Origin of the sequence: Bradyrhizobium sp. CCBAU 051011 (assembly GCF_009930815.1) — a bacterium.
Lineage (GTDB): Bacteria > Pseudomonadota > Alphaproteobacteria > Rhizobiales > Xanthobacteraceae > Bradyrhizobium.
In genome coordinates this window covers 6,294,532-6,307,170 of sequence record NZ_CP022222.1, presented here as the reverse complement: position 1 = coordinate 6,307,170, position 12,639 = coordinate 6,294,532, and the positions used below count along the sequence as shown (strand labels likewise).

Annotated in this window: 13 protein-coding genes; 6 read left to right on the top strand and 7 right to left on the bottom strand. The window is 62.8% G+C overall.

Annotation, left to right across the window (positions count from 1 at the left end; all coding sequences use genetic code 11):
• Positions 1–114: 114 nt before the first annotated feature.
• The 3 genes from ACH79_RS29460 (at position 115) to ACH79_RS29450 (ending at position 2,623) form a co-directional block, all read left to right on the top strand.
• Positions 115–1,590, top strand: coding sequence for a DHA2 family efflux MFS transporter permease subunit (locus ACH79_RS29460; protein WP_161854058.1), 1,476 nt, complete (start codon positions 115–117; stop codon positions 1,588–1,590).
• A gap of 218 nt (positions 1,591–1,808) precedes the next feature.
• Positions 1,809–2,279 carry a phasin family protein gene (locus ACH79_RS29455; protein WP_161854057.1) on the top strand — a complete coding sequence of 157 codons (471 nt, stop codon included), beginning with the start codon at positions 1,809–1,811 and terminating at the stop codon, positions 2,277–2,279.
• Positions 2,280–2,404: 125 nt separating this feature from the next.
• Positions 2,405–2,623 carry a hypothetical protein gene (locus tag ACH79_RS29450; RefSeq protein ID WP_161854056.1) on the top strand — a complete coding sequence of 73 codons (219 nt, stop codon included), beginning with the start codon at positions 2,405–2,407 and terminating at the stop codon, positions 2,621–2,623.
• A gap of 18 nt (positions 2,624–2,641) precedes the next feature.
• On the opposite strand, the gene ACH79_RS29445 is transcribed toward ACH79_RS29450, so the two are convergent.
• From ACH79_RS29445 to ACH79_RS29435, 3 genes are all read right to left on the bottom strand, one after another.
• Complete coding sequence (locus tag ACH79_RS29445) at positions 2,642–3,358, bottom strand: Crp/Fnr family transcriptional regulator (protein WP_371419477.1); 717 nt, start codon at positions 3,356–3,358, stop codon at positions 2,642–2,644.
• A 329-nt stretch (positions 3,359–3,687) separates the two neighbouring features.
• Positions 3,688–4,377: an RlmE family RNA methyltransferase gene (locus ACH79_RS29440; protein ID WP_161854054.1), complete on the bottom strand. Its 690-nt coding sequence runs from the start codon at positions 4,375–4,377 to the stop codon at positions 3,688–3,690.
• A gap of 161 nt (positions 4,378–4,538) precedes the next feature.
• Positions 4,539–5,489, bottom strand: a complete 951-nt coding sequence (locus ACH79_RS29435; protein WP_161854053.1) for an alpha/beta fold hydrolase — start codon at positions 5,487–5,489, stop codon at positions 4,539–4,541.
• Positions 5,490–5,558: 69 nt separating this feature from the next.
• Here ACH79_RS29435 and ACH79_RS29430 point away from each other — a divergent pair, with 69 nt between their 5' ends.
• A complete protein-coding gene (locus ACH79_RS29430; RefSeq protein WP_246738190.1) occupies positions 5,559–6,338 on the top strand; it encodes a phasin family protein in 780 nt (259 codons plus the stop codon).
• A gap of 16 nt (positions 6,339–6,354) precedes the next feature.
• On the opposite strand, the gene ACH79_RS29425 is transcribed toward ACH79_RS29430, so the two are convergent.
• Positions 6,355–7,398 carry a Ppx/GppA phosphatase family protein gene (locus ACH79_RS29425; protein WP_161854052.1) on the bottom strand — a complete coding sequence of 348 codons (1,044 nt, stop codon included), beginning with the start codon at positions 7,396–7,398 and terminating at the stop codon, positions 6,355–6,357.
• 208 nt (positions 7,399–7,606) lie between these two features.
• On the opposite strand from ACH79_RS29425, the gene ACH79_RS29420 reads away from it, so the two are divergent.
• Positions 7,607–9,979, top strand: a complete 2,373-nt coding sequence (locus ACH79_RS29420) for a xanthine dehydrogenase family protein molybdopterin-binding subunit (protein ID WP_161854051.1) — start codon at positions 7,607–7,609, stop codon at positions 9,977–9,979.
• 121 nt (positions 9,980–10,100) lie between these two features.
• Here the strand turns inward: ACH79_RS29420 and ACH79_RS29415 are convergent, their stop codons facing one another.
• From ACH79_RS29415 to ACH79_RS29405, 3 genes are all read right to left on the bottom strand, one after another.
• Positions 10,101–10,481 carry a rhodanese-like domain-containing protein gene (locus tag ACH79_RS29415; protein WP_161854050.1) on the bottom strand — a complete coding sequence of 127 codons (381 nt, stop codon included), beginning with the start codon at positions 10,479–10,481 and terminating at the stop codon, positions 10,101–10,103.
• A gap of 109 nt (positions 10,482–10,590) precedes the next feature.
• Complete coding sequence (locus ACH79_RS29410) at positions 10,591–11,199, bottom strand: 2-hydroxychromene-2-carboxylate isomerase (protein WP_161854049.1); 609 nt, start codon at positions 11,197–11,199, stop codon at positions 10,591–10,593.
• A gap of 2 nt (positions 11,200–11,201) precedes the next feature.
• Positions 11,202–11,996 carry a hypothetical protein gene (locus tag ACH79_RS29405; RefSeq protein WP_161854048.1) on the bottom strand — a complete coding sequence of 265 codons (795 nt, stop codon included), beginning with the start codon at positions 11,994–11,996 and terminating at the stop codon, positions 11,202–11,204.
• Between the two features lie 148 nt (positions 11,997–12,144).
• Here ACH79_RS29405 and ACH79_RS29400 point away from each other — a divergent pair, with 148 nt between their 5' ends.
• On the top strand, positions 12,145–12,639 hold the full coding sequence (locus ACH79_RS29400; protein ID WP_161854047.1) for a YaiI/YqxD family protein: 495 nt from the start codon (positions 12,145–12,147) through the stop codon (positions 12,637–12,639).

The following is a 12,639-nucleotide window of genomic DNA, read 5'->3' as shown; positions in this document are numbered from 1 at the left end:
GCATACCAGCGTCACGCAGGATTTAGGTGGTTTGCCCCGTTCCGCAATGGCTTGTGTGACGGCGGGATGATACAGGCCCCTCGCCTGCCTCTCTTTCCGAATCCCCCTGATACGATGGACAAGCAACGTCTGATCCCGCTGATCGTCGCCACAGCCCTGTTCATGGAAAACATGGACTCGACTGTCATTGCGACCTCGCTGCCGGCGATCGCGGCTGACATCGGCACCAGCCCGCTGACGCTGAAGCTTGCCATCACGTCCTATCTGCTCTCGCTCGCGGTGTTCATTCCGGCCAGCGGCTGGACCGCCGACCGTTTCGGCGCGCGCATGGTGTTCTCGATCGCGATCGGCGTGTTCATGATCGGATCGATCGGCTGCGCGCTGTCGCAGAACGTGACCCATTTCGTGATCGCCCGCATCCTGCAGGGCATGGGTGGGGCGATGATGACGCCGGTCGGGCGGCTGGTGCTGCTGCGCTCGATCGACAAGAGCGCGCTGGTCAATGCGATGACGTGGGTGACCGTGCCGGCGCTGGTCGGGCCGGTGATCGGCCCGCCGCTCGGCGGCTTCATCACCACCTATTTCTCCTGGCACTGGATTTTTCTGATCAACATCCCGATCGGGCTGCTCGGCATCTTCATGGCGATGAAATACATCGACCCGATCAAGAGCGAGAATCCCGAGCGCTTCGATCTCTACGGGCTGGTGCTGGCCGGTATCGGGCTTGCCGGCATCGCCTTCGGCCTCTCGGTCGCCAGCCTTAATCTGTTGCCCTGGCCGGTCGTCGTCGGCCTGGTCGCGGTCGGCACGATCTCGATGACGCTCTACGTCATGCACGCGAAACGCACCGGCTCGCCGGTGCTGGATTTCTCGCTGCTGCGGCTCTCCACCATGCGCGCCAGCATCATCGGCGGCTTCCTGTTCCGGCTCGGCATCGGTGCGCTGCCGTTCCTGCTGCCGCTTCTGATGCAGGAAGGCTTTGGGCTGACGCCGTTCCAGTCCGGCCTTGTCACGTTTGCCTCGGCCGTCGGCGCGATGGGGATGAAGACGCTGGCCGCACGCATCATCCGCGCCTTCGGCTTCCGCTACATGATGACGGTCAACGCCGTGGTCAGCGCGGTCTTCCTCGCGGCCTGCGCGCTGTTCACGGTGACGACGCCGCTATTGCTGATCTTCATCATCCTCGTCGTCGGCGGCTTCTTCCGCTCGCTGCAATTCACCGCGATCAACACGGTCGCCTATGCCGAGGTCGAACCGCCGCAGATGAGCCGCGCCACCACGCTCGTCAGCGTCAACCAGCAACTGGCGATTTCGGCCGGCGTCGCCGTCGGCGCGTTCTCGGTGGAATCGACCATGCTGTACCGGCATGTCACCGAGCTGAGCGCCGACGTATTCCCGCCGGCATTCCTCGTGGTCGCGATCATCTCGGCGGTGTCGGCCTATTTCTTCTGGCAGATGCCCGATGACGCCGGCCACGAAATCTCGGGCCGCAAGGCGGTGGAAATTTCCAGCCGCAAGGGCGCGGCCAAAGCGGCAACCAAGGCTGCCAGCGAAGGCACCGAAGACGCGCGGGATCAGCGCTTGGGCTAAGCTCAGGGTGAGCCCTCCGCGGATTGTCCCATTCCGCACCACTCGGAACATCCTGCGCCGTAAGGAAGAATCTGATCTGAGCGTCAGAAAGCGAACGGAAGCTTCCGCCACCATCAGTCATATCTCGTTCGACACCGCGCGGGGCTGCTCCGTGTCGGGACCCCGCCAATGGGGAATTCTTCCGTTTTGTTCGGTTTTGAGTGAAAGGACGAAGACGCGTGAATCAAGCCAATACGAAGGAAACGAACACCGATCCGAAAGCTGGTGCCGACGAGAAGCTTTCTGCCACGTCGTTCCTTGGAATGCCCGGCATTTTTAATGGGCTCGCCGAGCAGAACGTAATTCGAGCAAAGGAGAACATCGAGAAGGTGAAGATGGCCTCAGGAGCGGTCAATGACGCGCTTCGGGAAGCCTATTCAGCCAACGCAAAGGGCACGGCGGACTATGCCGCCAAACTCCTTGAGTTCTCCAGCGTCAACACCAGCTCCGCCTTTGACTTTCTCAGCCATCTCCTGGGCATGAAATCGCCCTCGGAAATCCTGCAACTCTCGGCCGCGCAGGGCTGCAAGAACTTCGAAGCCACGACCGCACAGAGCCGGGAACTTTGGCAGCTTACGCGCAAGATCGCGACCGAAACGGCCGATCCGCTCAAAAAGAGCTTTGCCAGCGCGCTGCAGAAAGCGGCCTAGATCATCATCGAACTTTGCGGCCCGCCGGGATCGGCTGGAATAAGCACCCCTGTGAGAAGGGCGCGTTCCAGCCGATGGCGAAGCTGCGTCGACACAAAAATCAAATTCAGCAACGGAGGAACAGGATGGGCGTGGTCATGATCAAATGCCCCGGAACGGGGCGCGCTATCCCGACGGGGATGAAATCGGAACGGGACAGGTTTCGATCCAGTCCGGTGTTTTTCGCGCGCACCTTCTGCTCGATCTGCCAGACCAACCACGAATGGTTTGCCCGGGAGGCCTGGGTGCACGAGCCGGAAGAGGAATGGCGCATGTCCGGCCCCGCATTCGCCCTATCGGCATAGGGCCGCCGCCGCGGGCTTTCAATCCGGCCAATGATGCCGCGGCCGCTGGCCGGACACTCCCCGCGCCGGCGTGCGCGGCCGGGTCTCATCCGCGTTGGCAAACAAGGCCGCCACATCAGCCCCGGACGGTGGCGTCTGTGCCTCCTCGGTGTGGACGATACGATCGATTCGACGGCGCATGAGCTGGTAGCATTCGCATGTCGCCATCTCGAGCCGCGGCCTGTCGATCTCGATCAAGCCCCGCCGATTGGACCGGATTCCACCCGCGTCGCGCAGCTTGCCTACGATATGCGTCACCGTGGGGCGGCGCACGCCGAGCAATTCCGCAAGCGTATCTTGCGTCAGGGGCAAGGTATCGCCCCCGGCCCGATCGTGGACCTGCAGCAACCAGTTCGCCAGCCGGGCCGTTACCGAGTGCAGCGCATTGCAGGCTGCGACATGCTGGAATTGCGCCATGAGCGCCCTGGTGTGGGTTTGAACCGCTCCCCTCAAGGCGCTGCTGCGTCCAAGCGCGCCCTGAAATTGCGTCGGCGAAATCTGCAGCGCCGTTCCTGCCACGCGCACCACCGCCGTCATCGGAGAGCGGGTAGGCCCGAGCGCCGTCAGAACGCCCACGGCGCCCTCGTTGCCGACAACGGCGGTTGCGACCGTTTGTCCGTTCGGCATGTCCATGACGAAGGCGATCAGGCCGGTAAGGGGAAAATAAAGCCGTCCGATCGGATCGCCCGACCGCACCAATACGGTGTCCCGTTCAAGCGAAACCAGTCGGAAATGACGCACAAGCAAATCGAGGTCTGCTGTTGGCAACGCAGCTAACAGTCGATTACCAACTCTGGTCCTCTGCTCCATCACGGGAATACTCCTTCCCAGACGGAGGCGCGGCTCGCTGCAGAAATTCCCGGCGGCGTCAGGGCTGCATGCGGATGAACAGACCGCGCCTGACTAAAGAAATACGCCCTTCCGGGCAAAGTTCCAACAGGATTCGTGGAAGGCGCGGTGCCCGCCAGCCCTCACGCGGCAACCGTGTAAGACGATGTCCAGCCGTTCTGCCGTGAAGGTTGCGCTCAGGGCTGATTGCGGTGTCCGCGAAATCCCATCGCCAGCACGTAGCGCTCCGAAGAATCCTGGCGGCTCGAGGCCGGCTTGACGTGGCGCACGCTGGCAAAATCGCGCTTCAATTGCGCGACCAGTTCGGCATCGGCGCCGCTCTGAAACACCTTTGCCAGGAACGTTCCGCCGGGATTGAGCACGTCGGCAGCAAAGGCCGCCGCCGTCTCGACGAGGCCGATGATGCGCAATTGATCCGTCTTGCGGTGGCCCGTGGTGTTGGCCGCCATGTCGGACATCACCACGTCGGCGCGCCCGCCCATCATCGCGATCAGTTTCTCCGGCGCGTCCTCGGCCAGGAAGTCGAGCTGCGCGAACTCGACGCCGGGGATTTCCGGCATCTCAAGGAGATCGATCGCAACCACCTTGCCCTTGCCGTTGACCGCGCCGACGCGCCGGGCCGCAATCTGGCTCCAGCCGCCGGGCGCGGCGCCGAGATCGACCACCGCGAGGCCCGGTTTGAGCACCCGGTATTTGTCGTCGATCTCGATCAGCTTGTAGGCCGCGCGCGAGCGATAGCCGTCCCGCTTGGCTTTCGCCACATAGGGATCGTTGAGTTGCCGCTCCAGCCAGAGCTTTGACGACAGCTTGCGCTTGCCGCCGGTCTTGACCGTGACGTGGAGGCGTCCGGTGGTGTCTTTTGCCATATCGATGCTTGTCTTGAGATGTGAGCCGGGACCCGGCGCTGGAATCAATAGCACGGAACCGGATGCGCATTGAAGCGAGTATGACGAGGCCGTCATGCGGGACCATCAGCCCATGTGGCGAAGTATGTAGATCGCCAAACCCACCTTCCGTACGCCACCTCCTATTTGGTCATGGCGACTTCCAGGGACTCGACGGCCTGAACGATGGTGGCGCTGTCGACATACGTCACCATGTGTCCGGCATCCCGCACAAGATGCAAGTCGGACCCACCCAGCACCTCGTGTAGGCGTCCGGCCTGTTCAGGTTCGATAATCTGGTCACCTGTTCCGTGGAAGATGTGGATCGGACACCGCACGTCCTGATAGCGCGATTGAAGCCGTGCTGCTTCCGGGATGAGGAACGCGCTTTCCTCAGCGGCCGCCCTCAACTGTTTCGGCCTGAGAGTCAGGGAGGCTGGAAAGCCGTCCTTGAAGTTCACCGGAACAGCGCGGGGCGCAAAAAGCTTGCGAAACAATATCGGCAGAATGGCCCATGAGATGACCGGCGCTATTGTGTAGCGAACCAGATCGCCCAACACCGGTATCGCTGGACCTGACATCATCCAGAAGTCCCATCGCCGTGTCGGAAAGTAATAACCGGAAGCAAGCACAAGACCACGGATCGGATAGTCCTTTTCAAATCCGATGGCGACGGCAACCAAGGCCCCCCATGAGTGGCCAAGCACGACGGGACTGTGCACGCCGAGCGCCTTGAGCGCCTTAACGAACAGCCCGGCCTGCGATGTCGCTGTCCAGATGCGCAAGCGGGGCCGCTGGCTGTAGCCGAAGCCTGGCCGATCAAAGCATATAACCCTCTTGCGGCGAGCAAGATGGTCCACCAATCCGCTCAGTATGAAATCCTGGATCATCGAGCCGTTGCCGTGGAACAGCACGACGCATGGAGCTGCGGGATCACCACGATCGATGTAATGAAGTCGCACACCTTCACAGTCGATGAAACGACCGATTGGCGGGTTCTTCCGTTCGGCCACGAACGAGAACACGATGTTCCCGATCACCAGAAGAAGGAGAACGCCTGCAATGATGACAAGAACGGTTTCAGCTGTGGTCATTCGCTGAGCCTCGTGACGTGCGTAGCAAGCCGAATTGCGGCAGGCGAAGAGCCAGTCTGCGGCATAACCATGGAGATGCGGCCGCCGTTCCTAAGCAACATCGAGAGCGGCGGAAAAGATCGGCAGGTCTGGAACGGGTCCACAGCGATCGCGTTGCCCGGAAGGAGCTGGGGCAAAGTCATCAACCTGCAATCAGCGGAGAAAAAGATGGCAAACCCACGCCAGGAGGAAAAGTTTACACAAGGCATTGAGGACGCCGCCCGCCGCGCCAGCGAGACGACTGCCGAGCAGGCCAGCCGCGCCGGACAAGCCGCAGCCGAGCAAACAGCGCGCCTCGGACAAGTTGCGGCTGAGGCTGGGCAGGAAGTGGCTCGGGTGAGCGCCAATCTGGTTCAGCAAAACGCCGAGACGTTGCAGAACGCCTGGCGCTTCGGTCTGGATATGGCGACCACAGTCATGGGTCGGTCAACAGAGCAACTTAGCCGCACACTCGGCTTGTCGGGAGAAGGAGTGCAGCAGGCAACGGAACGCTCGTCCCGCAGCACCCAAACCAGCACCCAAACCATACTTTACACCAGCACTGCTGCCGCCCAGATGATGGGTGGGATGTCTCGAGAATACTTCGATCTGGTTCGGCACCAGGTCGAGAAGAGCATGGACCGCATGAATGATTTGTGGGCCTGTCGAACGCCTCAGGACGTTGCCGCCGTACAAAGCGACATGGTGCGTGAGACCGTGGAGAATGTTCTGGAAAGCAGTCGCCGGATAGCCGACATGTCGCTGAAGCTTGCGGACGATGCCGGCAAGCAGATCAATCAAAAGATGGAAGAGATTCGGCGCGCCGCCTAGAGCTGCCTCCGGGACATCAGCACGCCCTGAGCGCGCCGTCCTCGCGCATCATCTCGACCAGCATGCCCTCCCGCAGGCCGCGGTCGGCGACGCGCAGCCGCGGCATCGGGAAGGCATCGCGAATCGCGTCGAGAATGGCGCAGCCGGCCAGCACCAGATCGGCGCGCTCGACACTGATGCAATTATTGTCGGCGCGCTCCTGATAGCTCATGCCGAGCAGCCGCTGGATCACGGCCGTGACGTCAGAACTGTTCATCCAGATGCCGTCGATGCGGCGGCGGTCATAACGTGCCAGATTGAGATGGACGCCGGCAAGCGTCGTCACGGTGCCCGAGGTGCCCAGCATATGCATGTCGCGTAAATCCGTGCCGTGCTCGGCCGCGAACGGCGCCACATATTGCGCGACGTCGCGCACCATCTGCGCATAGGATTTCGTCGTTACGTCGCGTCCGCCGAAATGCTCGGCCAGCGTGACGACGCCGAGCGGCACCGACATCCACGCCTTGATCCGCGGTGGCGCGTACTGCTGGTCCGGATCGCGCTCGATCCGAACCAGTTCGGTCGAGCCGCCGCCGATGTCGAACAGGATAGCGCCCCGCCCCCTTGGATCGAGCAGCGGCGAGCAGCCGATCACGGCCAGCGTCGCCTCGGTCTCGCGATCAATCACCTCGAGGCGGATGCCGGTCTCATCAGCGACGCGGGCGCGAAAGCTGTCGGCATTGGCGGCCGCGCGGCAGGCCTCGGTTGCGATCAGCCGCAGGCGCTTGGCCTTGCGGTAGCGGATCTTGTCGCTGCAGATGCTGAGCGCCGCGATGGCGCGCTCGATCGCCGCCTCGCTGATGGAACCGGTTGCGGAAATGCCCTCGCCGAGCCGGATGATCCGCGAAAACGAATCCACCACGCGAAAGCTGTCGCCGACCGGGCTGGCGATCAAAAGCCGGCAATTGTTGGTGCCAAGATCAAGCGCGGCATAGACACCGTTTGCCGTTGCCGCCGCAACCGACCCTGACGGGCTGGCACCGGCCTGAAGGCCTTCGCGCAGCCGCGTATCCTCATTCATCAAAACTGTCTTTCCGCGGGCCGCTCCCGGCCGCCGAAGAAAATTACCGTTCACGGAAACTTTAGCAGCGCCAAGGGGGTACGCAACAACCCATCACATAGGACTATGCCCAATCAGGCGTTGTCCGGAATGATACGGTACGTTATCTCAGCGGGAACCCGCGGAACCGGGAAAGTCCAAGAAAATCCAGCATTTCAGGTGCTTTTCGATGCAAGACCACACGTCGGCCTCCTCCCTGGACAACGCTATCGCACTGCAAAAATACGGTGTGGGGCAGCCGGTGCGCCGCAAGGAAGACGACACGCTGGTGCGTGGGCGCGGCAAATACACCGACGATTTCACCCTGCCCGGCCAGGCCTATTGCTGGATGGTGCGTTCCAGCCATGCCCATGGAATCATCAAGGGCATCGACACCGCCGCCGCCAGGGCGATGCCCGGGGTGCTCGGCGTCTGGACCGGCAAGGACCTGGAAGCCGCCGGCTACAGCCCGTTCACCTGCGGCCTGCCGCTGAAGAGCCGCGACGGCTCGCCGCTGTTGCAGACCAACCGTCCGGCGCTTTCGACCGACAAGGTGCGCTTCGTCGGCGATCCCATCGCCTTCGTGGTCGCCGAAACGCTGGCGCAGGCGCGCGATGCCGCTGAGGCCGTCGAACTCGACATCGAGCCGCTGCCGGCGGTGACCGATGCGGCGGAAGCGGCAAAGCCCGGCGCGCCGCAGCTTTACGATCACATCCCGAACAATGTCGCGCTCGACTATCACTATGGCGATGCCGCCAAGATCGATGCGGCGTTCGCCGCCGCCGCGCATGTTACCAAACTCGACATCGTCAACACCCGCGTGGCTGTCGTCTCGATGGAGCCGCGCGTCGCGCTGGCCGCCTACGACAAGACGGCCGAGCGTTTCACGCTGCAGGTGCCGACGCAGGGTGTCTCCGGCAACAAGGTAACGCTGGCGAAAATCCTCAACGTGCCGAACGACAAGGTGCGCATCCTCACCGCCAATGTCGGCGGCTCCTTCGGCATGAAGAACGTCAGCTATCCCGAATACACCTGCATCCTCCATGCGGCGAAGGCGTTGGGCCGTCCGGTCAAATGGACCGACGAACGTTCGACCAGCTTTCTTTCCGACAGCCACGGCCGCGCGCAGCTGATTCACGCTGAACTGGCGTTGGACGCCGAGGGTAAATTCCTCGCGGTACGCCTGCAGGGCTACGGCAATCTCGGCGCCTACATCACCGGCGTCGCGCCGGGGCCGTTGTCGCTCAACACCGGCAAGAATCTGGCGAGCGTCTATCGCACGCCGCTGCTCGGCGTCGACATCAAGACGGTGCTGACCAACACCACGCTGATGGGCGCCTATCGCGGCGCCGGCCGGCCCGAAGCCAACTACTACATGGAGCGGCTGATCGACCGCGCCGCCGACGAGATGGGCATCAATCGCCTCACCTTGCGCAAGCGCAACTTCATCAAGCCGGCGCAACTGCCATTCGCGGCGGCTTCTGGCGTCACCTATGACAGCGGCGATTTCGCCGGCGTCTTCAACAAGGCGCTGGAGATTTCCGACCACGCCAACTTTGGCAAGCGCAAGAAGGAGAGCAAGAAGAACGGCAGGCTGCGCGGCATCGCCGTTGGCTCCTATCTGGAAGTGACCGCTCCTCCCAGCGGCGAACTCGGCAAGATCACTTTCGAGCCGGATGGTTCGGTGAAGCTTACCACCGGCACGCTCGATTACGGCCAGGGCCACGCCACGCCGTTCGCGCAGGTGCTGTCGGCGCAGCTCGGCGTGCCCTTCGAAAAGATCACGATCGAGCAGAACGACAGCGATCTCGTCCGTTTCGGCAACGGCACCGGCGGCTCGCGCTCGATCACCGCGACCGGCCAGGCGATCGTCGAAGCCTCCGCGCTCGTGGTCGCAAAGGGCAAGCAGGCCGCCGCGCATCTGATGGAAGCGTCCGAGGGTGATATCGAATTCGCCGGCGGCCGCTTCACCATCGCCGGCACTGACCGCTCGATCGGCATCATGGAGCTGGCGCAGCGGCTGCGCGAGGGCAAGATGCCGGAGGGGGCGCCGTTGTCGCTCGACGTCGACCATGCCACCAATGACACGCCTTCCACCTTTCCCAATGGCTGCCATGTCGCGGAAGTCGAGATCGATCCCGAAACCGGCGTCGTGGCAATCGTGCGCTACTTCGCCGTCAATGATTTCGGCACCGTGGTCAATCCGATGATCGTCGCCGGCCAGCTGCATGGCGGCGTGGCGCAGGGCATCGGCCAGGCGCTGATGGAGCAGGTCAGTTACGACACAAACGGCCAGCCGATCACCGGCTCGTTCATGGACTATGCCTTGCCGCGCGCGGAGGACATCCCGCAGATGGAGATCGGTGACCACCCCTCGCCGGCGAAATCCAATCCGCTCGGCACCAAGGGCTGCGGCGAAGCCGGCTGCGCCGGCAGCCTCGTCTGCATCGTCAATGCGGTGGTGGATGCGCTGTCGGACTACGGCATCACCCATATCGACATGCCGCTGACGCCGGAGCGGGTGTGGCGCGCGATTCAGGATGCCAAGGCGAAGGCGGCGTGAGGTCAGGCCAACCCGTCATTGCCGGGCTTGACCCGGCAATCCATCACGTTTCAATGACTCTTCTGAAGTGATGGATGCGCGGGTCAAGCCCGCGCATGACGAGTCTTTGCTGTTCTGCGCGTCACACCTTCTCGACCGCGCCGCCGCTCTCGGCCCATCCCTTGAAACCGCCGAGGTTACGCACATCCTTGTAGCCGAGATCCTGCAGCGTCTTGCCTGCAAGCGCAGATCGCCCGCCGGAGGCGCAGTACACGATGACGGTCTTTTCCCGATCGAACGCATTGTCGTAATAGGGGCTGTCGGGATCCGCGCGAAACTCGAGCATGCCGCGTGAGACATGCTTCGCTCCCTGAACCTTGCCGGTGCTTTGTAGTTCAGTGCCGTCGCGCACATCGACCACAAGAACCTTGCCACCCTCGATCAGGTTTTTTGCATCCTGTGGGGTGATGTTTGGAACCGAACTGTTCGCCGCCGCGAGTAGATCCTTCACTGAACTGGGCATCGTCCACTCCCGCCTTTCGTTTTCTCTTTGGATCCGGATCATAACGCATTTTTGCAGCCGCGTGTGTCCATTCGGCCTGTCTTTTTTTCAGCGCGCGCTGCTCGGCCGATCAGGCCTGCATCTTCAAGGCGCGTTCCAGAAGCTCCAGCCGGTCCTGGCCCCAGAAGATCTCGCCCGACGGCAGCACGTAACTGGGCGCGCCGAAGACGCCGGCATTCAGCGCATCCTGCGTGTACTGTTCGTACAGCGCGTCGAGTTCGCCATCCGGCGGGCCACCGGCGCGCAATGCCGCCGCGTCCAGACCGGCGCGCTGTGCGGCCGCCGACATGACAGCGGCGTCGGCGAGCGATTCCTTGCGTTCCCAGATCGCGCGGCCAAACTCCAACGACAGAAGATGCGCGTCCTTGCCCTGCAGTTTGGCTGCTATCACAAGGCGCGTCGCCGCGAGGTCATCGCAGGGAAAATATTTGGGTTCGAGATTGAGCGGAATGCCCCTCACCTCGCGCCAGCGCTTGAGCTCCATCTGCCGGTAAGCGCGCCGTTGCGGCGAACGTTTTGGCAACGGCAGGCCGCCGGTCTGCTCGAAGATCGGGCCGAACTTGCAGGGCTTGACGTTGACGGTCGCGCCATATCGGCGCGCGATCTCAGCAAATGGTCCGCTGCCCATATAGGTCCAGGGCGAGTTGAGCGACAAATAATAGTCGATGGTGACGGGCATGATTACGCCACCGCCTGTTCGCGCGGCTGGTAGATCGCGACGTGGTGGCAATGCGCCAGCGGCGTTTTGCCGTTCGCGACGACCAGCGCGTCGAGCTCGACGAAGCGGTGGCCCTTCTTGTCGTAATTGCCGATCACCTTCGCACGCGCCGTGATGACATCGCCCGCCTTCTTTGCTGAGAGCAATTGCATGCGGCTGCCGACGTGAATCCACGGGCCCAGAATGGCGTTGTCAACCAGCAGCCGGTTCATCACCCGCTGCAGCAGGCCGGGATGACCGAGGCCCTCCTTCGCGTAGATGGGATCGGCTTCCCTGATGTCTTCAAGATATTCGCTGGCCGCCTCGCCCGCCCAGTCGCGCGGCGCGGTGCCCAGCCATTTGCCGACTTCGTAGGACGTCGCATCGACCGGCTTGCGCTCCGCGACGGCCGCGACTTCCTTGTAGTCTGCGATCGAAACAGCGGGCACGGAAGCCGGCAGTGACGCGGTGCCGGTAGCGCAAGGCTCGCCACGGCTATGCACCTCGATCGAAAGCACGCCATTGTCTTCCTCCGCCGTCAGTTCGGCGAGTTCGCCGTCATAGACCGGCTTGACGAAGCGGGCCTCGATCAGCCCGCGTTCGAGGAAGGCGCGGCCCCATTTGGCGACTGGCTGGTGCATCATACAGGCCATCACGTCGACGCCGGGGACCAGCCCGCCGGAGAAGCCGAAACGCTGTGCCACGGTGTCGTCGTGCATCTTGTTTTCGGATTGTTTGGCGGTGTTGTAGGCCTCCACGCGATACGGCTCGATGGGCATGCCATTTCCTCTTGTTTTTGGTTGTTTTTCCGCCGGTTATGGTACGCAAAGAATGTGCTGACGCAAGCGTGTTCCCACCCCTGTTTTCCTCGCATTCCGGCATCGAATAGGCTACCACCCGCGGGCAAGAGAACGCTGTCGAATCCGTATGCCTGACGTGAACCCAACCCGCATCTATGTCGATGCCGACGCCTGCCCGGTGAAGGACGAGATCTATCGCGTCGCTGTCAGGCACGGCCTGCCGGTCAGCGTGGTCGCGGGCAATTTCATCCGCGTGCCGCAGGACCCGTTGATCGAGCGCATCGCCGCCGGTTCCGGCATGGACGCCGCCGACGACTGGATCGCGGAACGTGCCGGCAAGGGCGATATCGTCGTCACGTCGGACATCCCGCTCGCCAGCCGTTGTGTGAAGGCAGGCGCCGAGGTAATCGCGCCGAACGGCAAGCCGTTCACGGAAGAATCGATCGGCATGACGCTGGCGGTACGCAACCTGATGACCGATTTGCGCTCGTCCGGCGAAGTGACCGGCGGTCCAAGATCGTTTGCGCCGCGCGACCGCTCGGCATTCCTGTCCGCGCTCGACCAGACCATCCGCCGCATCCAGCGCCAGCGCGCGCAGCAGCCTGCGCCGAACCAAGGTTGA

Bases quoted from the DNA above. Each gene is read 5' to 3' on its own strand.
- ACH79_RS29425 (WP_161854052.1), bottom strand. From the start codon at position 7,398: ATGAATGAGGATACGCGGCTGCGCGAAGGCCTTCAGGCCGGTGCCAGC.
- ACH79_RS29440 (WP_161854054.1), bottom strand. From the start codon at position 4,377: ATGGCAAAAGACACCACCGGACGCCTCCACGTCACGGTCAAGACCGGC.
- ACH79_RS29460 (WP_161854058.1), top strand. From the start codon at position 115: ATGGACAAGCAACGTCTGATCCCGCTGATCGTCGCCACAGCCCTGTTC.
- ACH79_RS29430 (WP_246738190.1), top strand. From the start codon at position 5,559: ATGGAGATGCGGCCGCCGTTCCTAAGCAACATCGAGAGCGGCGGAAAA.
- ACH79_RS29435 (WP_161854053.1), bottom strand. From the start codon at position 5,489: ATGACCACAGCTGAAACCGTTCTTGTCATCATTGCAGGCGTTCTCCTT.
- ACH79_RS29400 (WP_161854047.1), top strand. From the start codon at position 12,145: ATGCCTGACGTGAACCCAACCCGCATCTATGTCGATGCCGACGCCTGC.
- ACH79_RS29415 (WP_161854050.1), bottom strand. From the start codon at position 10,481: ATGCCCAGTTCAGTGAAGGATCTACTCGCGGCGGCGAACAGTTCGGTT.
- ACH79_RS29450 (WP_161854056.1), top strand. From the start codon at position 2,405: ATGGGCGTGGTCATGATCAAATGCCCCGGAACGGGGCGCGCTATCCCG.
- ACH79_RS29420 (WP_161854051.1), top strand. From the start codon at position 7,607: ATGCAAGACCACACGTCGGCCTCCTCCCTGGACAACGCTATCGCACTG.
- ACH79_RS29410 (WP_161854049.1), bottom strand. From the start codon at position 11,199: ATGCCCGTCACCATCGACTATTATTTGTCGCTCAACTCGCCCTGGACC.
- ACH79_RS29405 (WP_161854048.1), bottom strand. From the start codon at position 11,996: ATGCCCATCGAGCCGTATCGCGTGGAGGCCTACAACACCGCCAAACAA.